The following is a 24,677-nucleotide window of genomic DNA, read 5'->3' on the forward strand; positions in this document are numbered from 1 at the left end:
CCAGCACTTCATGGGCGCAAACCCAAAAGTGCCGGGTACGCGCCCCACACACGCGTACCCGGCCCAACTCACGCCAACAACTCCCGCAGCTCACCAACCGCCGTACGCAGGTGGTCGGCGAACGCGTACATCTGATCGGCCACCGACTTCGGCGTGGCCAGGTAGATGTTCCAGCGGTCCGGCAGCAGCACATAGGCGATGCCGATACAGCGCGGGCTGGTCGACCCGAAACCGAAGTAGCGGATGTACTGCGAGGGCGCCGAGCTGGTCGACAAGTAGTCGTCGCGCATGACCGTCCAGCCGGGGCTGTCGAACAACGCGATCCGCTCACCGTCCACACCGAGCTCGGCACCGCGGCGGCGCTGGATCCACTCAAGCTCCCACAGATGCTGCTCGGGTGCCTGGCCGGCCTGGCATTCCTTGGCGCGGTTCACGTGCGCGGTGGCGGCGGCCCGCGCGGCGGCGAGCTTCGTCTCCTGGTCGGCCTCGGGATCGACCATGGCGTCGACGAAGGCCACCATCTCCGGTGTCACCACCCGCATGGCCTCGGTGCGGCCGTTGCGGAACTGGCGGGTCGCGATGGACTCGTAGGTCGCCCCGGTGATGCCCTTGCTGCGCCGGTGCGCGAGCTGATAACTCAACTGCGCGAACGCGTCCGGCGAGATACCCAGCTTCTTGGCGTCCGCGGTGCCGAAGTCGTCGAACGACACCAGCGAGGTGGCGGTGTCGGCGGCGAACTTCGCGAAATCCGCTCCGGCGGCGGCGATATCGGCCCGTGCCGCCGAGTCGAGCTCGAACTCGACCGGCTCCACGGCGGGCAGTCCCTGCGCCTTGGCACCGCTGGTGGCGGCGTGGTCGTCGGCGCCGCGCTCGAGCAGCGCGTCGACGAACGACAGCACCGTTGTGCCGTCGAGCCCGCAGTGCTCGATATTGATGCCCGCCTGGCCGTCGGCGAAGACGATGAACGACACCGACTTGTCGAAGTAGCGGTTGCCGCTGTCGCCGTGCAGGAGCTGATCGCAGGCGTGCAGTTCGTCGCGGGGCGCGAAGTCCTCGAGGCACACCGAGAACAGTGCGGTCTCGATGGCGTCGAACGCCTCCACGTTGGCGGGCACGGTGCGCAGGGCGGCCCGGCTGCGGGCCCATTCGGCGCGTGCCTTGGTGGTGAGATGACCGACCGAGGTATCGGTGGCGGCCGGCTTGGTGCCCGCCTTGATCACCGCACGCAACCCGTCGACGAGGTCGGAGAACGCGTACGGCGCACCGTCGGCCCCGACCACGTCCATCCGGAAGATGTTGCCGCGGTAGAAGACCGCGATGTGGCGGGCGTCCGATGGCCCCGGCCATTCATCGCTGTAGGGCTTGCGAACGGAGTCCTGCACCTCGCCGGGAATCCGGGTCTCGGAGAACAGGTACTTGTTCTGCCACATCGACAACTGCTGTCCACGCTGGGTGACCGGCGGGATATTCTCCGCGTCCAGGGCCAGCTTGTAGTCGACAGCGGCGCCGATGAGCGCGGCGGCCCGCTCGGCCTGCCCCGCCACCGTCGACGACGCCAGCGGCGTGTCGTCGCGGAACAGGAACACGAAGTTGGCGTTGAGCGCGATCCGGTCGCGGCGGCCGAGGTACCGCGAGGGCCAGAACTCGTCGAGCCAGCTCCCGACGCCGGGGGTGGCGTCGTATTCGGCCAGCGCGGCGTGCAGGGTGCGCCCGGCCCCACCGGGGCGCAGCAGCTCGGCTACCGCGCCCTCGGTGGTGGCGTATTCCTCGGCGCCGAGCAGCGGAGCGCACCACTGCAGGAACCGCGCGCAACTGTCTTCCAGTGTCGGCAGCGGAACCCGGGGCAGGGTGTCTTCGGCGGCGAACGTGGGTTGGTTCAATCCAGATCCTCAGGTCTCGATGGGATGCGGGCGGGACAGGAACAGGTTGGCGTAGAGCCAGCCTTCGGCTTCGTGATCGGTGGTGTCGATTCCCTTGGCCGCCAACGCATCGAGTACCTGCTGACGTTCCTGCGCCGAGGCGAAGCGACGCTGCTGGAACATACCGGGCCGCTGCTCACTGCGATAGCCGAGCGCGGCGAGTTCGGCGGCGATGGGATCGAAGTCGAACATCCGCAACACGAAGTGCGCCATCCACGGTCGCTTGTGTGGATCGGCTTGCGCGACCCTGGACAGGGTTTTCTCGGTGATGTAGCCGACGCATCCGGTGGAGATCACCAGATCGGCGGAGGCGAGCACACGTCGCTGTGCCTCGGTGGGCTCGGTGGCCTCGAGGTCGGCGTGCACGTAGTCGTGCAGGAGTCCGGCGGCGTGGGCGTAGGTCAGCGCCGGGCGTGCGGCGTCCATCCCGATGAAGCGTACGTCGGGCATCAGGTCGGTGCGTAACCGCTCCCGGTCCGCGGCGAGGAGGCCGACGCGGTCGGTGTCGGCGTGGTCGCGGTAGTGCGTGGCCAGCTCGTCGACGGTGGTGTCGGTCCGCAGCAGCGCCGCGTTCACTCCGTAGGAGCAGCCCAGATCGAGCACCGTCGGGATGCGGTCCGGACGCGCGGCGCGCAGCTGGCGCAACTGCTCGGCGAAATGCGGCTTCGCCAGTTCCGGGATCCGGTAGTCCAGCTCGTTCATGCGCGCGAAATACGCACGCGGGTCCGGACTCTCGTAGATGTCGTCGAAGGATGCTTTACCGGTGGTGTGCAACGGAACGGACATGGGTTCCTCTCAGTCGAGCAGTCGGTCACCTCGGACGGCGGCGGCCGCGGCGGCCACGTGATCGGGTAGCACACGGCCGAACAGCTGCCTGGTGCGTTCGACAGTGCCGATCACCCCTGGCCGGTCCGTGTAGGCGAAGATCGCCGAATGTCGTTGTCCGGCACCGGTCACCTCGGTGACGCGATGCAGGGAGAAGCGGCCCTTGAACAGTTGCAGGTCGCCCGGGCGCAGCTCGAGCGCCCGGATGAAGCGCCCGCCCTCGCCGGTGAGCACGGCCCGCACGTCGTCGAGATTCTCGGCGTGCGGGTCACGGATGTTGGGGCAGTACTCGAAGACACCGCCCGAGTCGGGGCGGCGGGTGAGCATGCTGACGGTGAATTCGTTGGTGTCGAAATGCCAGGGGTGCGACATGCCCGGCTCGACCACGTTCAGGCACAGGCCGGCCAGCCGGTCGGCGAATTCGTGCAGCTCGTCGAGTTCGAAGCAGTCGGCGACGAAGCGCTGGAACACCGGGTCGGTGTAGAGGCGCTGGATCAGCGCGTCGGTGGGGATGTGGTCGCGGGCGACGAAGGCGTTGCCCCGGTCGAGCACGATGCGCGCCGGGTGATCGGCGGGCAGGTCGGCGTCGAGCGGGATGTTGTAGGCGTTGACCCGCTCCACCTTGTAGTGGGCGTGCGGGGCGATGGCCTCGCCCTCGGCGCGCAGGGTGTCGAGCAGCTGCGGGCGGATGAATTCCCGCAGCACGGTACAGCCGTCCTCGGCGAGTTCGGCACGGGCCGCGTCGATCGCGGCCTGTCTACCCGGATCACCCGGATCGGTGAGTGGATACCGTGCGATGTCGACGATTTCGTCAAGCCCCCGCGTGCCTGTCATGGAAACAGTTTGCGCGAAAATTCTGTGACACGCCCGGGATTCGGTCGAATCGGCCAATCCCGAACAGATCACAGGCAGGTGAATTCATCTGTGCCACAACAGTTTTCGTAAATTCCATCCCGATGACGGAATTATCACGGTAGGCTATTACGCCCTATCACGCGGTGGCAGTGGCCCGTTCGTCCCGTGCGGCGAAGGCGGCACGCAGGTCGGCCACCGACAATCCGTTCAGTGATTCCCTGAATACCCGCCCAGCGACCTCGGGAACCTCGATTTCGCAGGGAATCACGATCACCGCGCAGCCGGCGCCCTGCGCGGCCAGCACACCGGTCGGCGAGTCCTCCAGCGCGACACAGTCGGCCGGATCGACACCGAGCAGCTCGGCCGCGCGCAGGTAGATGTCGGGCGCGGGCTTGCCGTGGGCCACCTCGTCACCGCAGACCGACAGGTCGAAGAAGTGCCTGCCGAGGGTGTCGAGACCGTACTCGGTGAGCGAGCGTTTGGTGTTGGTCACCAGCGCGCAGCGCAGCCCCGCGGCGCGCACCATGTTCAGCGCGTCGAGCGCGCCGGGGCGCCACGGGATGGGGCCGAGCATCAGTTCGGTGACGCGCTGTTCGAGGAACTCCCCCGCCGCCGCGATCACCTGCGGGGTCGCCGCGACGCCGATCCCGTCGAAGAGCATGCGCAGCGCATTGGGCCCGGAAGCACCGATGAGGGAGTGACGCAACTCGTCGCTCATCTCGTGGCCGTGTTCGCGGGCCAGCTCGCGCACCGCGATGTCCCACAGCTTCTCCGAATCGAGCAGCGTGCCGTCCATATCCCACAGCACCGCGGCCGGTCGCACGCTCACGTGTTCACTCGCCTCGTTCTCGTCTCGCCGGCACCAGCGCTCGCGGGGCCCGGTCAAGCCTAACGGGTTCGGCTCATACCCCTGATCCGGCGATCTGGAGGTTGCCCGCGTCGCCGGTGACCTGGATCCACCGGTTCTCCGAGCTCACCGACCCGTTGGTGAGGTGGTAGGTGAGCGAGACGACCGCGCGATCGGGCCCGCTGGGGGTGATCGATCCGACAGTCACCGAGCGCACCGTGGACCAGAACGACGAGTACTGGCCGAAGCCGCCGGTCTGGGCCTGGTAGCCGGGGGCAAGGCGCGACCAGGCGCCGCTGGTGTTGCCGGGCAGCATCCCGTAGTAGCTCGCGATGAACTGGTTGATGCGTTCGGGCGTCGGTGGGCCGAACGGTGTCGTGGTGACGGTGGTCGTGGTGGGGCGCGGGGTGGAGGTCGCGCTGCTCGTGGCCGGGGTGGAGGTGGGTGCGGTGGTGGCCCCGGACGGCGGCGGCGCCGAGACGGTGATCGTCTCCTGCTCGGGCACGATCACCACGGTGCTCACCTTGCCGTCGACCATGGTGGTCACCGTGACGGGTGAGGGCGGGTCCTGCGCCTGCTGCCCGGCGTCACCGCCACGGTCACGGGTGACGACCAGGACCACGAGCATCACCGTGAACGCGGCGACGGCGGCGGCCAGCAACAGGACGGCACGGTTGTTGGACGAATCGGTCCGCGGCGGCACGGCGGGAAAGGCGGGTGGCCTGCCCGACGAATGCCCGCCGGTATCACCGACACCACCGATGAATTCGGTCGCGGCGGCGGAGTCGATGTCGTTCGCCGATGCCGCGGCGTCCTGGACCCGCGGTTCGGCCGGGGGCGGTGGCCCGACCAGGCCCGCGGGGCCCGATGAGCCGCCGGTGATCGCGGAGCGGGCCGCCTTCGCGAGAGCCAAACCGCTGCCGAGCAATCCGGCGGCCTTCACTCCCCCGCTCTCGGGTGCGGGCGATTCGGCAGGCGTCTCACCGAGCGCGAGCACCTTGGTCGCGGTGGCGGGCAGCGCTGGAACACGTCCTGCCGCAACGTCTTCCAGCGCACGCCTGGCCTGTGCCATGGTCGGGCGCTCGGTGTCGTCGGCGGTGAGCAACCACATCAGCACCGGTCCGAGCGGGCCCGCCTTCTTCGGCTCGGGCACCACCCCGCGCGCGACGGCGTGCAGGACAGCGAGGGGATTGTCACCCTCGCCGAACGGCGGCGCGCCCTCGACGGCGGCGTAGAGCGTGGAACCGAGGGCGAACACGTCGGCGGCCGGTTTCGGGTTGTCACCGCGGGCGATCTCGGGCGCGAGATAGGCGGGGGTGCCCGCGAGGAAGCCCGTCGCGGTGACGGTGACGTCGCCGGTGGCGTGCGAGATGCCGAAGTCGGTGAGCTTGACGGTGCCGTCGTCACCGACGAGCAGGTTGGCCGGTTTCACATCGCGGTGCATGATCCCGGCGTCGTGCGCGGCGGACAACGCCGCCGCGGCCTGCGCGCCGATCCCGGCCACCTCGATCGGCGACAGCGTCGCCCCGCCGGAGATCTTCACCGCGAGGCTCGGCGCGTTCATGTATTCCATCACTAGCCAGGGCTGGCCGTCCTCTTCGGCGACATCGAAGACGGTGATGGCGTTGGGGTGGTGCAGGCGGGCGGCGATGCGACCCTCACGCATGGCCCGCAATTTCGCTTCCAGCGCTTGGGTTCCGGTGAGACCCGGCGCGAGCAGCACCTGCTTGACCGCGACGGTGCGCCGCAACCGGACGTCGGTGGCGCGCCACACCACGCCCATCGCACCCGTGCCGATCGGGTCGGTGAGTCGATAGCGTCCCGCGATCAACCGATCCGATGTCATAACGTGTGCCCCTCCTGCTTACCGCCGAGTCGTCCAGCCCTCCGCGCCACAGCGGGATGAAACTTCCGAAAATCCTACGTGCCTCAGTGCTTCGATTCCGTTGCCGACCATCGACCACCATGGTCGACCCGCCGGGTTCGTGATCAGATTCACAACGGGCGCAGTACGAATCGGGCCGGTCCGAGGTGGACCGGCCCGATCACCGAACACCGATGTCAGGCGTTGAAGTACTTCGCCTCGGGATGCAGCAGGACGAAGGCGTCGGTGGACTGCTCGGGATGCAGCTGCAGTTCTTCCGACAGCGTCACCCCGACCCGGCCCGCGTCGAGCAGGTCGACGAGCTTGGCGCGATCCTCGAGGTCCGGGCAGGCGCCGTAGCCGAAGGAGTACCGCGCGCCCCGGTAGCCGAGCTTGAAGTAGTCCTGCACATCGGCCGGATCGCTGTCGGCGACCGACTGCCCGTCGATGCTCAGTTCCTCGCGCACCCGGCGGTGCCAGTACTCGGCCAGCGCCTCGGTGAGCTGCACGCCGATACCGTGCACCTCGAGGTAGTCGCGGTAGCTGTCGCCCGCGAACAGGGCGTTGGCGAAGTCGGCGATCGGCTGACCCATGGTGACCAGCTGGAAGGGCAGCACGTCGACCTGACCGGTCTCGCGTGCCTTGTCCCGCGAGCGGATGAAGTCGGCGATGCACAGGAACCGGTCACGCTGCTGACGCGGGAAGGTGAACCGATACCGAACGGGTGCATCGGGTTCCGGCTCGGTCAGCACGATGACCTCGTCGCCCTCCGACACCGCAGGGAAGTACCCGTACACCACGGCGGCGTGCTGCAACACGCCCTCGGTGGCCAGCCGGTCGAGCCAGTACCGCAGCCGGGGACGGCCCTCGGTCTCGACCAGTTCCTCGTAGCTCGGCCCGTCACCAGCACGCTGCCCGCGCAGACCCCACTGCCCGAGGAACAGGGCCCGCTCGTCGAGCAGACCCGAATACTCCGCCAGCGGAAGGCCTTTCACCACACGCGTGCCCCAGAACGGCGGGGTCGGCACCGGCTGATCGGCGGCCACGTCGGAACGCTCGGGCACCACGATGGGCGCCTCGGCGGCCTTGCGCTCGGCGGCGATCCGCTTGGACCGTTCGTGACGGGCCTTGCGTTCGGCGGCCTTCTTCTTCGCCTCGATCGCCTCGGGGCTGTCGGGGTCGAGGCCACCGCCGCGCTTGACGGTCATGATCTCGTCCATCAACCGCAGACCTTCGAAAGCGTCACGCGCGTAGTGCACTTCACCGTCGTAGACCTCGGTGAGGTCGTTCTCGACGTAGGAGCGGGTGAGCGCGGCCCCACCGAGGAGCACCGGGAACTGCTCGGCCACGCCCTTGGCGTTGAGCTCGGCCAGGTTCTCCTTCATCACCACGGTGGACTTCACCAGCAGGCCGGACATGCCGATCACGTCGGCCTTCTTGTCCTGGGCGGCGTCGAGAATGGTGGCGATGGGCTGCTTGATGCCCAGGTTCACCACCTCGTAGCCGTTGTTGGACAGGATGATGTCGACCAGGTTCTTGCCGATGTCGTGCACATCGCCCTTCACCGTGGCCAGCACGATGCGACCCTTGCCCGAGTCGTCGGTGGCCTCCATATGCGGTTCCAGGTGCGCCACCGCGGTTTTCATCACCTCGGCCGACTGCAGCACGAACGGCAGCTGCATCTGACCCGACCCGAACAGCTCACCGACGGTCTTCATGCCCGACAGCAGCGTCTCGTTGATGATCTGCAACGGCGGCACCGACTTCATCGCCTCGTCCAGATCCTCGCCGAGACCGTTGCGTTCACCGTCGACGATGCGGCGTTCCAGGCGCTCGAACAGCGGCAGCGCGGCCAGCTCCTCGGCGCGCGAAGCCTTCGAGGACGCGGTCGAGACGCCTTCGAACATGGCCATGAGCTTCTGCAGCGGGTCGTAGTCCTCGCCGCGACGGTCGTAGATCAGGTCGAGGGCGGTCTCGCGCTGCTCGTCGGGGATCCGGCTCATCGGCAGGATCTTCGAGGCGTGCACGATGGCCGAGTCGAGCCCGGCCTCCACGCACTCGTGCATGAACACCGAGTTCAGCACCTGCCGGGCGGCCGGGTTCAGGCCGAAGGAGATGTTGGACAGACCGAGGGTGGTCTGCACCTGCGGGTGGCGGCGCTTGAGTTCGCGGATCGCGTTGATGGTCTCGAGACCGTCCTTGCGCGATTCCTCCTGACCGGTGCCGAGGGTGAAGGTCAGCGTGTCGATGATGATGTCGGACTCGGCCAGCCCCCAGTTGCCGGTGATGTCCTCGATCAACCGCTCGGCGATGGCGACCTTGTGCTCGGCGGTGCGTGCCTGGCCCTCTTCGTCGATTGTCAGCGCGACCACGGCGGCACCGTGCTCGGCGACCAGCGCCATGATCTGCTGGAATCGCGACTCGGGGCCTGCACCGTCTTCGTAGTTCACCGAGTTCACCGCGCACCGGCCGCCCAGGTGCTCGAGCCCGGCCTGCAGGACCGCGACCTCGGTGGAGTCGAGCATGATCGGCAGGGTGGACGAGGTGGCCAGGCGCGAAGCCAGCTCGTTCATGTCGGCGGCGCCGTCGCGGCCCACGTAGTCGACGCACAGGTCGAGCATGTGGGCGCCGTCGCGGGTCTGGTCCTTGGCGATCTCGAGGCAGCGCTGCCAGTCGGCGGCCAGCATCGCATCGCGGAAAGCCTTGGAGCCGTTGGCATTCGTGCGCTCACCGATCATCAGGATCGAGGCGTCCTGCTCGAACGGCACGGCGGTGTACATGCTCGACACGGCGGGTTCGTGCTCGGGGTGACGGCGATCGTCGATCGGCGGCAGCGTCTTTTCGACCTCGCGCACCGCCTCTGCGACCTGACGGATGTGCTCGGGCGTGGTGCCACAGCAACCGCCAACCATCGACAGCCCGAACTCGGAGACGAAACCGCTCATCGCGACGGCCAGCTCCTCGGCGGTGAGCGGGTACTCCGCGCCCTTGGCACCGAGCACCGGCAGACCCGCGTTCGGCATCACCGACACCGGAATGGTGGCGTGGCGCGACAGGTGCCGCAGGTGCTCGCTCATCTCGTCGGGTCCGGTGGCGCAGTTCAGGCCGATCATGTCGATACCGAGCGGTTCCAGCGCGGTGAGCGCCGCACCGATCTCGCTGCCGACGAGCATGGTGCCGGTGGTCTCCACGGTGACGTGGGTGATGATCGGGATCCGGCGACCGGCGGCGAGCATCGCCCGGCGGCTGCCGGTGATCGCGGCCTTGACCTGCAGCAGGTCCTGGCAGGTTTCGATGAGGATGGCGTCGGCGCCGCCGTCGAGCATGCCGAGCGCGGCCTCGGTGTAGGCGTCGCGCAGCGCGGCGAACGGGGCGTGACCCAGCGTCGGCAGCTTGGTGCCCGGGCCCATCGACCCGAGAACGTAGCGCGGGGTGCCGTCGGCCGAGGGACCCATCTCGTCGGCCACCTCGCGGGCGATACGGGTGCCGCGTTCGGACAGGTCGCGGATCCGGTCGGCGATGTCGTAGTCGGCGAGGTTGGGCAGGTTGCACCCGAAGGTGTTGGTCTCCACCGCGTCCGCGCCCGCCGCGAAGTACGCGCGGTGGATGTCGGCGAGGACATCCGGGCGGGTGTCGTTGAGGATCTCGTTGCATCCCTCGAGGCCGCGGAAGTCGTCGAGTGTGAGGTCCGCGGCCTGCAACATCGTGCCCATCGCACCGTCGCCGATGACGACACGGCGTCGCAGCGTGTCGAGGAGCGTGGTATCGAAAGTGGTGGGCAAGGACGCAGGCATGGTTCAAGACTAGTGGGCGCCTCCGACACACGAGACCACTGTCGGTGATCCAGTGGCCCGGACCACACAACACGCAACCCTGCCGGTCGCCACAAAACAATTGGCACAAGACACTAGGCTGACCTGGTGGATGCCAGTGAGACCCCCGAGACGGAACTGCCGACGTTGCGCAATCCCGTGCTGGTCGCGGCCTTCGAGGGCTGGAACGACGCCGGAGATGCCGCCAGTGGCGCGGTCGAACATCTGGAGTTGCTCTGGGACTCCGAGCCGCTGGCCGAACTCGACTCCGAGGACTATTACGACTACCAGGTGAACCGGCCGACCGTGCGTCAGGTCGACGGGGTGACCAGGGAGATCCAGTGGCCCTCGACCATGTTGTCGGTGTGCTCGCCGCCCGGCAGCGATCGCGACGTGGTGCTGCTGCGCGGGATCGAACCCAATATGCGCTGGCGCAGCTTCTGCAACGACCTGCTCGAGTTCATCGAACAGCTGGGTGTGGAGACGGTGGTGATCCTCGGCGCGTTGCTGGCCGACACGCCGCACACCCGACCGGTGCCGGTCACCGGTTCGGCCTACAGCCCGGAGGCCGCCGAGCGATTCAATCTGGAACAGACCCGCTACGAGGGTCCGACCGGAATCACCGGCGTGCTGCAGGACCAGTGCGTGAAGGCGGGCGTGCCCGCCGTGTCGTTCTGGGCCGCCGTGCCGCACTACGTGTCCCAACCGCCGAATCCGAAGGCGACGATCGCGCTGCTGCACCGGGTGGAGGAGGTCCTCGACATCGAGGTGCCGCTCGGCGAGCTGCCTGCTCAAGCCGAGGAGTGGGAGGCCGCGGTGAACGAGATGACCGTCGGCGACGAGGAGATCAGCGAATACGTGCGCTCGCTCGAGGAACGGGGCGACGCGGCACTCGATCTCAACGAGACGATGTCGAAGATCGATGGTGACGCGATCGCCGCGGAGTTCGAGAAGTACCTGCGCAGGCGCGGGCCGGGAAGCTTCGGGCTGTAGACCCGATGCACCGGCCCGCTCGGGCCGCCGCCGTCAGGATGGTGGTTCGGTGTCGGAGGCCGCCATCTCAGCGCTCCAGGGTGAGGACTTGGGCGGCGGCTTCGTGCGCCAGCTTGGCGATCAGCATGTCGCGCGGAATCGTCTGCCCGGCAAGATGATCGAGCGACGGGACCACCACGTGGTGTGCGTCGGCCCGCTTCAATTCCTGGGTGAGCTCGGCGAAGGCCGCACCGTCACCCGCGGTCGATTCATGGAACGTCGCGGCGAAACACATCCCCGCCGTAGCCGCGAGGCTGCGTAGCGCATCCTCCAATTGATCGCCCTGGCCCTCGGCCAGATCGTCACGCAAGTATCCATAGATCAACGCTTCCACCCGAACCTCCGTTGGATTGGGATCGCTGTTCTGTTGTCGGATCCCCCCGCGCGGCGCCAGCCGCCGCGCGGGGGTACTGCGTTGCCTCGCAAGCTCTCCTGCGGGGCGGGTGATCGGTCCGGCCGAGCACCTACTTACAGCATGCGCATTCGTCCTCCGTTGTAGCAGATGTCAAACCGATGACATCTACATGCCCTATCCGGGACGCCGAACGTTAACTGGTGGAATACTACGGCCGTGACCGCAACTGATGATCGACCCGTCTGGGCTGTCCGGATGCGCTCGGAACGTGACGCGAGGGGATGGTCGCAAGCCGACGCCGTCCGCGCGATGCGTGCCAAGTCCTCACACAACCTGCCGACGGACAGTACTCTGCTGCGCAATTGGCGCCGCTGGGAGTCCGGTGAATCACGACCCGACGAGTTCTACGCGCCGATCATCGCGGCCGCGTTCGACACCGTCCCCGCCGCGTTCTTCCCCAAAGCCCGTCCCAACCGCGATGACGAGCTGTTATCCGCAACCGGTATGGACACACTCGAATTCATCGGCAGGCTACGCATGTCCGATGTCAACAGCGCCACCCTCGACGCGGTGCGGATCACCGCCGAACGGTTGTGCTGCGAGTACGCCTATGCCGACCCGCACGAGCTGCACGCCGAGGGAACCGCGTGGTTGCGCCGGATCACCTCGCTGCTCGACGGCCGACTCACCCTGAGCCAGCATCGGGAAATCCTCGTACTGGCCGGCTGGGTGGCGTTGCTGGTGGGTTGCGTCGACTACGACCTCGGCCACCGGGCCGGCGCGGAAGCCACTCGGCGGGCGGCGGATTCGCTCGGCCGCGAAGCGGGCAACCCCGAGATCGTCGGCTGGGCGGCGGAGATGTCGGCGTGGTTCGCGTTGACCCAGGGCAACTTTCGCGGCGCCATCGACGTCTCCGAGAAGGCGATGGCGGGGACCACGTCGATGGGTGTCGGGGTGCAGCTGGCCGCACAACGCGCCAAGGGCTGGGCGCGCCTGGGCGATCGCCGGGCAGTGCAGACCGCGCTCGACGAGGGCCGGGCGATCCTGGCGCGGATGGGTCATCCGGCCGATCTGGACAACCACTTCGTCGTCGACGCAACGAAATTCGACTTCTACGCCATGGACTGCTGCCGGGTGGCCGGGCAGGACCGGCTGGCCGAACGTTATGCCCAGCAGGTGATCAAGGATTCGACGCGGCCCGACGGCAGTGTGCGCAATCCGATGCGCGTGTCCGAAGCCCGGCTCACGCTCGCGGTGGTCGCGGTGCGTGATCGCGATCTCGAGCGCGCGGTGGAGGAAGGTGTCGCGGCGTTCACGGCGGGTCGCAAGTCGCTGCCGTCGCTGGCCTGGATCGCGGGCGAGGCGGCGCGCGAGATCATCGAACGCTTCCCCGGTGATCCGCGCACCCAGTCGTTCCTCGAGCAGTTGCGCTCGCTCAACGTCGGGTGAGCGCGGCGGCGATGCCACGCCGATCCGGGGCGGGTCGGTCGGAGCAGTGCTCGGTCACCACTAATCTGTCTACGGTGACCGACCACCGCGCCGACGGCCTGCCCAGCGCCGTCCCTGCCCTGTGGGACGAGCGGCTGCGGTTGTTCTCGTTCGCCACCGCCGAGAAACGCGCCGACTACCTGCGGGTTCTGCGCGCCTTCGACAGTGCGCGCGCGGCGTACGTGGTGTTGCTGCACGCCGACGATGTCGCCGAGTGGATCGCCAAGGCCGAGGCGGGCACACAGGGGCCCGCTCCGGCGGGGGTGCCGCTCTCGGCGGCCGAGATCGGTCCGCTGCTCGAGCAGCTGCACCGCTGGGGTGTGCTCGAGCGCAGCTACGACGGCACCCGGGCGGCCACCTTGGCCGAGTACCGCAACCGGCACTACGTGTACCAGTTCGCACAGGCCGGTTTCCAGGCGTATCAGGCGGTGGCCGGGGTGCTGTCCGCGCGGATGGAGGACGCGTCGCTGTCGCGGCTGGTGCTTCCCGAGCTTCTCGCGGATCTGCGCACTCTGGCGACCGCCAATCGCGAGGGCGACGCCGAGCGGGTCTACACCACCCTGCGCAGGCTGGACGCCGCACTCACCGACATGGCGGCGCGCGCCGCGCACTTCTATCTGTCGCTGGGCGACCTGGTGCGGACCACCGAGATCACCCCCGAGTCGTTTCTGGCGCACAAGGACGCGCTGCTCGCGCACATGCGGGAGTTCAGCATGGATCTGGCCCGGTTCGCGCCGCGCCTGGCCGCCGCGATCGGCGAGGTGGAGGACACCGGCGTCGAGGCGTTGATCGGTCGGGCGGCCGGGTGTGACGAGCGGGTGCTGCTGAGTTCGGTCGAGCGGGAGGCGGATTGGCGGGCCCGCTGGGACGGATTGCGCACCTGGTTCGTCGCGGGCACCGAGCCGGGCGAGTCGTGCGAGGCCGACCGGCTGCGGGAGGCGACGATGAGCGCCATCGCGGCCGTGCTGTCGCTGTTGCGCCGGGTCACCGAGACCCGCCGGGGCGGGATCAGCCGGGAATCGGCGCTGCGCCACCTGGCGGCGTGGTTCGTCGCCACCCCCACGTCGGGCAGTGCGCACGCCCTGTACGACGCGGTGTTCGGCCTCGGCAAACCACGGCACCTGTCGCTGGAACACCCCGACGCCGACCTGGTACCGGCCGACCGGTCCTGGTGGGACGCACCACCTTTGGAGATCTCCCGCACCCTCGCCGAAACCGGCCGAGCCCCCGCCGCCGGCGCGCCCGCCCGAATATCACGCAACGACGCCGGAGTACGTCGCCTGCGTGAGGCGCAACTCGCCGCCCAGCGCGAACGCGCGGCAGCTGCCGCGTCCCTGGCCACCGGCAACGTGCACGAACGGGTACTCGACCAGCGCGAGACCGAGGTGCTGCTGCGCCTGCTCGACGCGGCCTCCACAGCCTGGGTGCCGGTGAGCGGACGGGTCGAGGGCACAACGGGTTCCGACAACGGCGTCACCCTGACGGTTCGCCCGTGCGACGGGTCGACGGTCATCCGCACGGCGGCGGGATTGCTCCACTTGAACAACCGCCGCCTCGAAGTACAGGGTTCGACGGGGCGGAGGACCAAGCGGTGAAGCGGCAGCGGATCGATGCGCTCGCGCTCGACAGCTACCAGCGGGCGGTCCGGGTGATGCTGGCGAATCACCTTGTCACGCGGGTGTATCCGGATCGGATCGCGTTGCCGCTGATCCGGCGGTGGGCGACCGAGCTGCGCGAGGACATGGCCGAGTTGTTCGGGTATCGGGTGGAGATCACCGAAACGACGGCGCGGCTGTATCCGGTGCACGATCGGCTCGAGGATGCCCGGCCCGCGCGCAGTGTGAACGATCGGGTGTTCGACCGGCGGCGCTACGCCTATCTGTCGCTGGCACTCGCCGCGTTGGGGCGGGCCGGGGATCAGATCACCCTGTCGGAACTGGCAGAGCATGTCGCCGATTACGCGAGCCGCATCGATGGGCTCGAATTGTCCACCGAGCGGGCCGCCGATCGTGACGCCTTCGTCGACGCCGTCGGCTGGCTCGGTGCGCGCGGCGCGTTGACCCTGGCCGACGGTGACGCGGGCGGGTGGGCCAGCGATCCCGACGCGGGTGAAGCGCTCTACGACATCGACCGCCCGGTGGTTTTCGCGCTGTTCCGGCCGCCGCGGGCATTGCAGCACCTGCACAGCGTGCGTGGTCTGCTGGCCGAGGACACCGAGGTGGCGGCCGACATCGCTCGCCGGGTGCGGCGTGCGCTGGTGGAGCGACCGGTCGTGTATCTCGCGGATCTGACGCCCGCCGAACGGGCACTGCTCGGTCAGGAGCGCCTGATCGGTGAGGTGGAGTACTGCACCGGGCTGCGGGCCGAACGGCGGGCCGAGGGTGTCGCTCTCATCGACACGTCGGGTCGCCTGTCGGATACCCGGTTCCCCGGCACGGGCACCCTTGCGCAGGTGGGGTTGTTGCTGATCGGCGAGATCGCCGACGCGGTACTGGATCTGGACAATCCGCTGCCGCACCGGCCACTGCCCGACCTCCATCCGGCCGAGGAACTGCTCGACCAGCTCGACACCGCGATCCCCGAGGCGGGGGTGTTCGTCCCGCTGGCCGACGAAACACCCGACCCGGCAACGGATTCCGACGACGAGTTCGCCGAGGAACCCGACACCTATCCGTTCCTCGACGATGCGTGGGTGCGCACCACCGTCACCGCGCTCACCGATCGCTACGGTGCCACCTTCGCCGCGCAATGGCAGGCCGATGCCGCCGGCCTCACCGCCGAGGTACTTGCATTGCTCACCAAGTTGCGGCTGATCCGGCCCGTCGAAGACGGTCTGCTCGTGCTGCCCGCGCTGGCCAGATACCGGGGCGCGGTCGTCACGGTACGGGTGCGCAAGACCGAGGAATTGTTCGTCACCGCCGCTGATGTCGGCACCGGAGTGGGAGGGAGCTGAGCAGATGACGCTCATTCACGGCGGAGTGCGATTCGTCCCGACCCGCGCGGGCATCGTCAACCTGTGGGACTACCGCGACCAGGAGTTCTGTTTCGCCGACGGACGCCTGGTACTGCGCGGACCCAACGGTTCCGGCAAGACCAAGGCCCTCGAGGTGCTGTTCCCGTTCGTGCTCGACGGGCGGATCGAGCCGCGCAGGCTCAACCCGTTCGCCGGTGAGGAACGGACCATGAAGTCGAACCTGCTCTACCGCAAGCAGGAATCGGCGTACTCGTATGTGTGGATGGAATTCGCGCGCGGCAGCTGGGAGGATCCCGAGGTCGTCACGGTCGGTATCGGAATGCGCGCCACCCGGTCCTCGGACAAGGTGACACGCTGGTATTTCGTCGCCGACGGCCGCGCGGGTGTCGATTTCTCGCTCATCGGTCCCGACGACCGCCCGCTCACCCGCAAACAGCTCGCCGAACAGATCGGCAGCGACGCCATCGTCGACCGGCCGGTCGAATACCGGGCCGCGATCGATGCCCGCATGTTCGGGCTCGGTATGCAGCGCTACGACCAGCTCATCAACCTGATCCTCACGCTGCGCCGCCCACAGCTCGCCAAGAACCTCGACCCGCGGGGGTTGTCCCAGGCCCTCACCGACGGTCTGCGTCCCCTCGACGAACAGCTCATCCTCGACGCGGCGCGTTCGTTCAGCGATATGGAGGAAGTGGGCCGCACTCTCGACGGGCTGGTGCAGGCCGACACCGCCACCCGGCGGTTCGTCGACGTGTATCGCAAATACCTTGCGGTGCAAGCGAAATCGGATGTCGATCAGGTGCGCACCCGGCTCGACGCCGTCACCAATGCCTCGACCGCCCTGTTCGCCGCGACCGCCTTACGCACCCGCCGCGACGCCGACCGCGCCGCCGCCGAGGCCCGTGCCGAAGAGGCCGACCGCGCCTACGAACAGGCCATCGCCGACCGCGAGAACCTGCAGCGCTCCAGCGCCTACGAAGGCAAACAGCAACTCGACGACCTCGCCGACGCCGTACGCCGACTCGAAACCTCCGCTGCCGCCCACCGCGACAAGGCCGCCGAAGCAGCGCAGACGTTGCAGCGGCGCGCCGAGGAAGCCGAGAAGGCGGCCGAAGCGGTACGCACCGCCGCCGCCGCGCTGGTGCGCGGCGAAGAGGCCCTCCGATCAGCCGCCGAGGAAGCGGGCATCGAGTGGACCACGCCCGGCACCGACGGCCGGGGCGACCAGTTCACCGCCGCCGTCCGCGGCCACGCCGAGGAACGCGACGCCGACGTGCGCGCGGTCCGCAAGGCGGTGAGCAAGTGGGAATCCGCCGCCGCCGACCGAACCCGCGCCGAACGCCTCGCCGAACGCGCGACAGAACTGCGCGACGCGGCAGCCGCCGAAGTCGCGCATGCAGAAGCCGCGGTTGCGTTGGCGCGCAAAGATTCTGCGGCGAACCTGCGCGCCTGGTGGAAGACCAACTCAGCCCTCCTTGCGGGCATCGCGGAATCCTCGGTGAACGCCCAAGCCGCCGAAGCAGTCATCGACGGGGGCGACCCTGCCCACGGCGTCATCGGGGCGCGATCTGATCGGACGGGGGCTGATGACGGTGGACTGTTCGAGGCGCTGGAGACCGCCTTCGCTGGTGCCGGAGTGGAGGACATCCCCTCTGCCGCAGAGGTTTTGGCGGAGCGGATCGAGCCGCTACGCGAGCAGCTCCGCACCCGTCGGCAGGAGTCGCGGGCGCGGGCTGATGCTGCGGCCGCGCGCCGCGACGCACTGACGGCCGAACGCAAGCAGATCGCTGCCGAACACGATGACGCCCCTCCGTCGTCGTCGGCCAGAACCGGTATGCGCGAGGGACTTCCGGGCGCTCCGCTGTGGAAGCTGGTGCGGTTCGGGGATGGGGTGTCCGCGCAGGAGGCGGCGGGAATCGAGGCCGCGCTTCAGGCCGCAGGTCTGCTGGACAGCTGGATCTGTGGGCCGACCCTGCCCGCCGAGGTCGAGTCCGACCACTTCCTGCTCCCACTGCCCCTCGACCAGCGCCCGACCGGTCGTACCCTCGCCGATGTCCTTGTGGTGGAGGAGAATACGGCGGAGGTCGAGGTCCCGAGGGACACGGTCGCTGCCGTGCTCGCCTCCATCGCCCTCGACGAACTCCTCCCTGAATCGGACAGCTCCGCCGCTACGGCAGCCGACGACCACTCAGGCTACGAAGCCGCCGAGACGCACCCGGCGCCGACCACGCCGGCCCGAGCAGACTCCGCACCAGGCGCAGGCGGAGCGAAATCGACGACAGTCGCGGCGACGGGTGCGGATCGCGCCGGGGTTGCGGACGGCGAAGGCATGGGACGGACCATGCCAGGCGCCACGCTGAGTGCGCTGACCGCCGAGGCCGGCCCCGTGGTGATCGGAACAGCGGGCCACTTTCGACTGGGTGTCCTGGTCGGCAGGCATCACAAGACCGAGGCCGAGTTCATCGGTGCGACCGCGCGGGCGCGCAGGCGAGCGTTGCGGCTCGCCGAGATCGAGGCGGCGATCGAGGCGGCCGGCGCGGAATACGAGGCGGCTCGGGCCGAAGAGTCTTCGGCGGCAGCGCAATTGGCTGAGCTCACCGCTGCGGCGAAGTCGTTGCCACGACCTTCGGCGGTGACCGCCGCACTTCGGGCGGTCGCGGAGACCGCCGGACTGATGCGGTCGCGGGTGGAGGCGGCGGCGCAGGCCGAGCGGGAGCTCGATCAGGCCGTGGCCGAGGTGGCCGCTCAGGACAAGAAGGTGCGGGCGGCCGCGCAGGCGCACCGCACGCCGCGGGAGGCGCGTGAACTCGATGCGCTGGCCGCGGCGATCCGGCATTTCGAGAACACCGGCACCGGGCTGTTGCGGTTGCGTGCCGAGCACGAGCGGGAACGTGAGCGCGAACGGGAGGGCGCCGATCGGCACGACGAGGCCCGTGCCCTTGCCGAGGCGTTCGCCGAGGAGGCCGAGGCGGCCCGCGCCGGATACACCGAGCAGCAGCGCAAGCTCGAAACGCTGCGAGAAGCGTTGGGCGCCAGTGCTGTCGACATCGACCGTGAGCTGGATGCGGCGCGTGCGGCCATCGAAGCCGCCAAAGCCGAGCAGCGGGCCGCGCGCAAGGCGGCCAATGCGGCGATCGAGGCGGTGGGTGATGCGGAAGCGGCTTATCGCACGGCGCACGAGGCGCTCGCCACGGCGCTCACCGAGGTGCTCGCGGAAGTGCGGTCGCTGGCTCCGTACGCGCGGCCCGACCTGCTGAGCCTACTCGGCGCGTCGGTCGAACACCGGTGGCCGAGCAGCGAGGCCGCCTGGTCGACACCCGAGCAGCTGCAGTACCGCATCGTCGCCGCGGGCCCGGAAACCGATCCGGTGGTCTTGCCGGACGAGGTCGCGGCCCTGTTCGCCGACCTGGATGCCGCCACTGCCCAGGTTCGCGCCACCGAGGCCGGGCGCAAGTCCACCCGGTCGGCGGTGACGAGCGCGCTGCAGGAATTCGACGCCGCGCTCACCGCGTCGGGGCGCGACTATCGTCTGCACTGGGATGCTGCTGACGGGCTCACCGTGGTGGCCGTGCACGACGAGAACGGCCAGACCGCGCTCGCCGATTTCGCGGCGCGCATCGACGCCGCACGCCGCGACCAGGAACTGTTGCTCACCGACGCCGAACGCCGCATCCTCGAGGATGCGTTGCTCACCGGCTTGGCCCAGCAGATCCACGAAAGAACAACCGACGCAAGGGAACTCATCTCCCGCATGGGCGCGGAGATGAAGCAGCGGCGGATGTCGTCGGGCAACACCATCGGCGTGCACTGGGTGCTGGCCGACGGCCTGTCGGAGGCCGCGCGCGCCATGTGCAAGCTGCTCGACCGCGACACCTCGGCGCTGAGCCCCGACGATCTGGGTGCGGTGCGCGCGCATTTCGCCGCCGAGATCCGGGCCGCCCGCGCCGCCCACCCGGAACGCTCCTACCCCGAAATCCTCGCCGCCACCCTCGATTACCGGTCCTGGCGGGTGTTCTCGTTCACGCTGATATCCGGCGACGGGTCCGAGGACAAGCTCACCGTCGCCCGCCACAGCGCGCTCTCCGGTGGTGAACAGTCGGTGTCGCTGCACCTGCCGTTGTTCGCCGCCGCCCACGTGATGCTCGATTCCGCCGACCCACAGGCACCACGCCTGCTGGCGCTGGACGAAGCCTTCGCCGGCGTCGACGACAACGGCCGCAGCGAATTGCTCGGCCTCAGCGTGCAATTCGACCTCGACCTGTTCATGACCGGCTACGACCTGTGGATCACCTACCCACACGTCCCCGGCTGCGCGCACTACGACCTGGCCCACTCCACCGCCGAGAACACCGTGAGCGCGACCCTGCTGGTGTGGGACAGCGGCGAACTCCTCGCCGAACACGACGGCGGCGACCTCACCACCGCCCTCGGCTCCCCCAACCGCCGCCGCCTCCCCAACACGATCGAGGGCGGCCTCACGTTGGAAGGGATGCCAGGAGAACCGGCGTCGGTCGGCTGAGATCACTGTCTCAGGGCGACCGGTAGTGGGCGGCGAGCGTGGTCGCGCGGTCGTGCAGGGTGGTGCGCAGCCATTGCGGCGCAAGGATTTCCGCGTGGGTGCCGAGTTGCCAGAGTGCCCATTCGGCATGACGCGGGTCTTGGAAGGTCAGCTCGAGGCGGAGCCGGCCGTCGGCCTCGGTCGTTTCGGAGCGAAGTGTCACCGCCGTGCCGATGAGTTCCGCACGGCGGGTGGGGTTCACCCGGACCTCGACGGCTACCTGGTCGCTGCCGGCACGGAACCGGGTGCTGCGTTCTTTCCAGGCCTGATCCAGGTCGATGTGCTCCGGCCGCTGCGCGGGTTCGGGCAGTTCCTCCGCGTCGAGGATGCGCGACAGGCGGTATGTGCGGTCCTCCCCAGACCTGGTGGCAAGCAGATAGCTCTGGTCGGCGACGGTGACCAGGCCGATCGGGTCCACGGTTCGCCACTGCGCGGACTGGTCGACGGCGGCGTAGTTGATGCGCAACCGGTGACCGGTCAGCACCGCGCGGCGGACCTCGGCCACTACGGCGTCGGGCAGGTCCTCGGGCACGACGCGACGCGACAGGAGGTCGGTCTCGGGGTCGACGAGCAGTCGACGGGCGGCGCCGGTCGCGGTGTCGCGATAGCTCTCGGGCAGTGCGTCGACGACCTTGCGCATGGCCGACGCCAGCGCACCGCCGAGGCCGAAAGCTTGTGCTCCACGCCGTGATCCGGCGACCAGTAGTGCCAGCGCCTCGTCGTGATTCAGCCCGGTGAGTTCGGTTTGGAAACCTGGGAGCAGGGCGAATCCACCGTGCCTGCCGCGTTCGGCGTACACCGGCACGCCGGCCGCGGAGAGCGCCTCGATATCGCGCAGCACAGTGCGAGTGGAAACCTCCAACTCGCGGGCCAGCACGTCCGCGGTCAGCCGTCCGTGTCTGCGCAGCAGCAGCACGAGGGAGACAAGCCGGTCGGCGCGCACTCGCGAAAGATTACCCGGAATACACGACAGAGGATGTCGTGTATTGCTGACAGGCTCATCAGCGTCACAACGACCCATCACACGAGAGGTGCCTCGCATGGCGCACACCATCGTCAACCCCGACGGCCTGCACAATCCGGTTCCGTTCGGCTACAGCCACACCGCCACCGTCCCGGCGGGTTCCGGGCTGGTCTTCGTCTCCGGCCAGTACGGTTCCGATGCCGACGGCGCGGTCGTCTCCGGTGACTTCGCCGACCAGGTGAAGCGGACCTTCGACAACATCGCCACCGCCCTGGCGGCCCACGACCTGGATCTCAGCCACGTCGTCGCGCTGCGCACCTACGTGGTGAACCACGATGTCACGAAGCTCGGTCCGATCGCCGGTGCCGTCGCCGAGCACTGGGGCACCACCCCACCCACCCAGACACTCCTCGGTGTCGCGGCGCTGGCCACCCCCGATGTGCTGTTCGAGGTGGAAGCGGTCGCGGCCCGGCCCTGACGCGGTCCTCACCCCACCGCGTGCCCGATGCGCTCCGCCATCGCGCGCAGTCGCGCGGACAGTTCGGGCGAGTCGTGTACCCGGAACGCGACTCCGAGCGAAACCAATTGGCGGGCAAGCCAATCGGGGTCGTCGTCGCGGACGCCGGTGAGGCGGCAGGTGGTGGCACCGGTGGAGTGCAGTGTGGCGGGGTCCTCGCCGAGTCGGCCGGTGACCCGGGCGAGCGGGGCGTCGATGGTGACGTCGGCCCGGTACGGGGCGGTGGCCCAGTCGGTTCGGCGTCCCGCCACATAGTCGGCGGCGTCGGCCGCGGGTAGCTCGCGCGCGGTGATCCGGGCACCGGTCGGGTGCGGGTGGGCGATCCGGTCGGCGCGGTAGGTGCGCCAGGCGTCTCGGTCGAGGTCGTAGGCGACCAGGTACCAGCGCCGACCGGACGCGACGACGCCGACCGGTTCGACATGGCGGCGTGACTCGGCGCCGTCGGCGTCGAAATAGCCGAAACGCAGTCGTTCCCGGTTGGTGACGGCCGCGGCGAGGGTGGTGAGGACCTCCGGCTCCACGGCGGGCCCCTCACCCACCCGGACCGCGACCGCCGTGCCGACCACCCGCACCCGGCGGCGGAGCTTCGCGGGCAGGACCTGCTCGAGTTTCGTCAACGCCCGCACCGACGCCTCCTCGATCCCACCGACCGCCTGCCCGGTGGCGACTCGCAGGCCGACGGCGACCGCGACCGCTTCGTCCTCGTCGAGCACCAGCGGCGGCAGCGCCGACCCGGCGGTGAGGCGGTAGCCACCGCTCGCACCCAGCGCGGCGAGCACCGGGTAGCCGAGTTCGCGCAACCGGTCGATATCGCGGCGCACGGTCCGGTCGGTGACGCCGAGGCGGTCGGCGAGTTCGCTGCCCGGCCATTCGCGTGGCATCTGCAGCAGCGAGAGCAATCGGAGCAGTCGGGCGGCGGTGTCGGTCATGATGTCGATTCTCGCGGAGATCTAGGACCGATCCTGTCCTAGATGCCTCGTAGCGTCGGGTTCACACCGATCACGAGGAGTTCCGAATGACTGTCCGCCCCTTCCACATCGACATCCCGCAGACCGATCTCGACGACCTGCGCGACCGGCTGGCCCGAGCCCGATGGACCCCCGAACTGCCGGGCGACGGCTGGGAACGTGGCGTGCCTGCCGCGTACCTGCGCGAGCTCGCCACCTATTGGGCCGACGAATTCGATTGGCGGGCACAGGAAACCGCGCTCAACGCCTTCCCGCAGTTCCACACGACCATCGACGACCTCGACGTGCACTTCGTCCACGTCCGCTCCCCCGAGCGCGATGCGGTGCCCCTGCTGCTCACTCACGGGTGGCCGAACACCTTCGCCGAATTCACCCGGGTCATCGGCCCGCTGACCGATCCCCGCGCCCATGGTCTCGATCCCGCCCTGGCCTTCGACGTCGTCGTCCCGTCGGTCCCCGGCTTCGCCTTCTCCCAGGCTCCCCGCGAGGCCGGGATGACCACCGCACGAGTAGCGAGGATGTGGACGCAGCTCATGGACCGGCTCGGCTACCAGCGCTACGGCACGCAGGGCGGTGACCTGGGCGCCTACATCGCACCGGAGATGGCGCTCGCGGCCCCGGAGCACGTGATCGGTGTCCATCTCGACGGCGGGATCGGCATGCCGACCGAGGCCGACGTGCCCACGATGTCGGACGAGGACCGCGCCGAGTGGGACCAGATGCAACTGTGGATGACCGGCGGCGTCGACCACCACACCCTGCTGCGCGCCGCACCGCAGACCTTCGCGCTGGGCTGGAACGATTCCCCGGTCGCGCTGCTGGCGTGGATGATGCAGAAGTTCCAGGAATTCACGCCGATGGCCGAACTCGCCGAGGACGTGATCGACCGGGATCACCTGCTCACCACGGTGTCGCTGTACTGGTTCACCCAGACCACCGGCACGTCCTCGTGGCCCATGTACAACGGGCTGCGTGACGGCGGTTTCGGTTGGCCGACCGGCCAGAAGCTGGTGCCGACGGGTGTCTACGGTGGCGGCTCACCACTCATGCGCAAGCTCGCCGAACGTGACAACAAGATCACCCACTGGCCGTCGGGCAACCCGGGCAACCACTTCGTGGCGATGGAGGAACCGGCGGCGCATGTCGCCGACATCCGGGCATTCTTCGCCGCCCTGCACTGAGAGACAAGACCGCGCCGGTCGACCTACCGCATGCTCGCGTCGGGCACGGTCGGCGGGCACGGCGTCCCCGGCACCGTCACCAACTCGAAGTGCCACCACTCGTTGTCGAAAGTCCGGCACAGCCCCCAGCGATTGCCGTTGGTCTCGAGCCACTGGGCGCCGATCTGCGGGCCGACGTCGACCGCGTGGCCGGAGACGTGGGTCGATTCGGCGGGCGGGAGGACCCAGCGGCGGGCCTCCTCCGGGGTGCCGTGGGTGGCCAGGCCGTCCTGCCACAGCGCTTCCTGCTGTTCGGGGGTGCGGTAACCGGAGGTGACCGACAGCGGCACGCCCTCGGCGTGGGCCTGCTGCTCGGCCAGGGTGTAGGCCAGGGCGAGCGGTGGGTCGAGGCCCTCGGTGCCCGCGGCGGACTGGACCTGTTCGCGCTGATCGGGGTCGGCCGTTGCGGTGCCGGTGGCCGTCATCGCGGCGACCGCGCTCACGCCGACCAGGATGCGGAGAACAGAGTGCATGCCGGA

Annotated in this window: 17 protein-coding genes; 7 read left to right on the plus strand and 10 right to left on the minus strand. The window is 69.1% G+C overall.

The genetic code is table 11. The annotated features are described in order from the left end of the window. Positions 1-68: 68 nt before the first annotated feature. The 6 genes from NCO8_RS01510 to metH all read right to left on the minus strand — a co-directional run bounded on the left by NCO8_RS01510 (position 69) and on the right by metH (position 10,104). Positions 69-1,880, minus strand: a complete 1,812-nt coding sequence (locus tag NCO8_RS01510; protein ID WP_067635771.1) for a choline/carnitine O-acyltransferase — start codon at positions 1,878-1,880, stop codon at positions 69-71. Between the two features lie 9 nt (positions 1,881-1,889). Further along, positions 1,890-2,705: a class I SAM-dependent methyltransferase gene (locus tag NCO8_RS01515; protein ID WP_067635773.1), complete on the minus strand. Its 816-nt coding sequence runs from the start codon at positions 2,703-2,705 to the stop codon at positions 1,890-1,892. A 9-nt stretch (positions 2,706-2,714) separates the two neighbouring features. Beyond that, the gene (locus tag NCO8_RS01520; protein ID WP_067635775.1) at positions 2,715-3,578 is read right to left on the minus strand and encodes a HalD/BesD family halogenase; all 864 of its coding nucleotides are present in this window, start codon (positions 3,576-3,578) and stop codon (positions 2,715-2,717) included. Between the two features lie 157 nt (positions 3,579-3,735). Beyond that, a complete protein-coding gene (locus NCO8_RS01525; RefSeq protein ID WP_281201857.1) occupies positions 3,736-4,428 on the minus strand; it encodes an HAD family hydrolase in 693 nt (230 codons plus the stop codon). A 73-nt stretch (positions 4,429-4,501) separates the two neighbouring features. Then, entirely contained in the window at positions 4,502-6,292 is a 1,791-nt protein-coding gene (locus NCO8_RS01530) for a serine/threonine-protein kinase (RefSeq protein ID WP_067635777.1), read from the minus strand. A 215-nt stretch (positions 6,293-6,507) separates the two neighbouring features. Next, on the minus strand, positions 6,508-10,104 hold the full coding sequence (gene metH, locus NCO8_RS01535) for a methionine synthase (RefSeq protein WP_067635779.1): 3,597 nt from the start codon (positions 10,102-10,104) through the stop codon (positions 6,508-6,510). Positions 10,105-10,230: 126 nt separating this feature from the next. Here metH and NCO8_RS01540 point away from each other — a divergent pair, with 126 nt between their 5' ends. Further along, positions 10,231-11,115 carry a PAC2 family protein gene (locus tag NCO8_RS01540; protein WP_067492062.1) on the plus strand — a complete coding sequence of 295 codons (885 nt, stop codon included), beginning with the start codon at positions 10,231-10,233 and terminating at the stop codon, positions 11,113-11,115. Positions 11,116-11,182: 67 nt separating this feature from the next. On the opposite strand, the gene NCO8_RS01545 is transcribed toward NCO8_RS01540, so the two are convergent. After that, positions 11,183-11,488, minus strand: coding sequence for a hypothetical protein (locus tag NCO8_RS01545; protein WP_067492061.1), 306 nt, complete (start codon positions 11,486-11,488; stop codon positions 11,183-11,185). 237 nt (positions 11,489-11,725) lie between these two features. On the opposite strand from NCO8_RS01545, the gene NCO8_RS01550 reads away from it, so the two are divergent. The 4 genes from NCO8_RS01550 (at position 11,726) to NCO8_RS01565 (ending at position 20,490) form a co-directional block, all read left to right on the plus strand. Further along, positions 11,726-12,958: an NsdA family TPR-like regulatory protein gene (locus tag NCO8_RS01550; protein ID WP_243749666.1), complete on the plus strand. Its 1,233-nt coding sequence runs from the start codon at positions 11,726-11,728 to the stop codon at positions 12,956-12,958. A 74-nt stretch (positions 12,959-13,032) separates the two neighbouring features. Continuing rightward, a complete protein-coding gene (locus NCO8_RS01555; RefSeq protein ID WP_245655198.1) occupies positions 13,033-14,592 on the plus strand; it encodes a TIGR02677 family protein in 1,560 nt (519 codons plus the stop codon). Next, positions 14,589-15,950, plus strand: coding sequence for a DUF2398 family protein (locus tag NCO8_RS01560; protein WP_067635782.1), 1,362 nt, complete (start codon positions 14,589-14,591; stop codon positions 15,948-15,950). The genes NCO8_RS01555 and NCO8_RS01560 overlap by 4 nt, the downstream gene beginning before the upstream one ends. A 4-nt stretch (positions 15,951-15,954) precedes the next feature. Beyond that, positions 15,955-20,490, plus strand: coding sequence for an SbcC/MukB-like Walker B domain-containing protein (locus tag NCO8_RS01565; protein WP_067635784.1), 4,536 nt, complete (start codon positions 15,955-15,957; stop codon positions 20,488-20,490). A 10-nt stretch (positions 20,491-20,500) separates the two neighbouring features. On the opposite strand, the gene NCO8_RS01570 is transcribed toward NCO8_RS01565, so the two are convergent. Next, positions 20,501-21,472: a helix-turn-helix transcriptional regulator gene (locus NCO8_RS01570; RefSeq protein WP_067635786.1), complete on the minus strand. Its 972-nt coding sequence runs from the start codon at positions 21,470-21,472 to the stop codon at positions 20,501-20,503. Between the two features lie 97 nt (positions 21,473-21,569). On the opposite strand from NCO8_RS01570, the gene NCO8_RS01575 reads away from it, so the two are divergent. Next, a complete protein-coding gene (locus NCO8_RS01575) occupies positions 21,570-21,971 on the plus strand; it encodes a RidA family protein (protein ID WP_067635788.1) in 402 nt (133 codons plus the stop codon). Between the two features lie 8 nt (positions 21,972-21,979). On the opposite strand, the gene NCO8_RS01580 is transcribed toward NCO8_RS01575, so the two are convergent. Further along, positions 21,980-22,939 carry a helix-turn-helix transcriptional regulator gene (locus NCO8_RS01580; protein WP_067635790.1) on the minus strand — a complete coding sequence of 320 codons (960 nt, stop codon included), beginning with the start codon at positions 22,937-22,939 and terminating at the stop codon, positions 21,980-21,982. Positions 22,940-23,025: 86 nt separating this feature from the next. Between NCO8_RS01580 and NCO8_RS01585 the strand changes: the two genes are divergently transcribed. Further along, positions 23,026-24,159: an epoxide hydrolase family protein gene (locus NCO8_RS01585; RefSeq protein WP_067635792.1), complete on the plus strand. Its 1,134-nt coding sequence runs from the start codon at positions 23,026-23,028 to the stop codon at positions 24,157-24,159. Positions 24,160-24,182: 23 nt separating this feature from the next. On the opposite strand, the gene NCO8_RS01590 is transcribed toward NCO8_RS01585, so the two are convergent. Further along, entirely contained in the window at positions 24,183-24,671 is a 489-nt protein-coding gene (locus NCO8_RS01590) for a M15 family metallopeptidase (protein ID WP_245655199.1), read from the minus strand. Positions 24,672-24,677 lie beyond the last annotated feature (6 nt).

Origin of the sequence: Nocardia coubleae NBRC 108252 (genome assembly GCF_001612805.1) — a bacterium.
In the GTDB taxonomy this organism is placed as follows: Bacteria; Actinomycetota; Actinomycetes; order Mycobacteriales; family Mycobacteriaceae; genus Nocardia; species Nocardia coubleae.

Coding starts and splice junctions, on each gene's coding strand:
- NCO8_RS01515 (WP_067635773.1), bottom strand. CDS start 2,705: ATGTCCGTTCCGTTGCACACCACCGGTAAAGCATCCTTCGACGACATC.
- NCO8_RS01520 (WP_067635775.1), bottom strand. CDS start 3,578: ATGACAGGCACGCGGGGGCTTGACGAAATCGTCGACATCGCACGGTAT.
- NCO8_RS01530 (WP_067635777.1), bottom strand. CDS start 6,292: ATGACATCGGATCGGTTGATCGCGGGACGCTATCGACTCACCGACCCG.
- metH (WP_067635779.1), bottom strand. CDS start 10,104: ATGCCTGCGTCCTTGCCCACCACTTTCGATACCACGCTCCTCGACACG.
- NCO8_RS01565 (WP_067635784.1), top strand. CDS start 15,955: ATGACGCTCATTCACGGCGGAGTGCGATTCGTCCCGACCCGCGCGGGC.
- NCO8_RS01575 (WP_067635788.1), top strand. CDS start 21,570: ATGGCGCACACCATCGTCAACCCCGACGGCCTGCACAATCCGGTTCCG.
- NCO8_RS01580 (WP_067635790.1), bottom strand. CDS start 22,939: ATGACCGACACCGCCGCCCGACTGCTCCGATTGCTCTCGCTGCTGCAG.
- NCO8_RS01585 (WP_067635792.1), top strand. CDS start 23,026: ATGACTGTCCGCCCCTTCCACATCGACATCCCGCAGACCGATCTCGAC.
- NCO8_RS01590 (WP_245655199.1), bottom strand. CDS start 24,671: ATGCACTCTGTTCTCCGCATCCTGGTCGGCGTGAGCGCGGTCGCCGCG.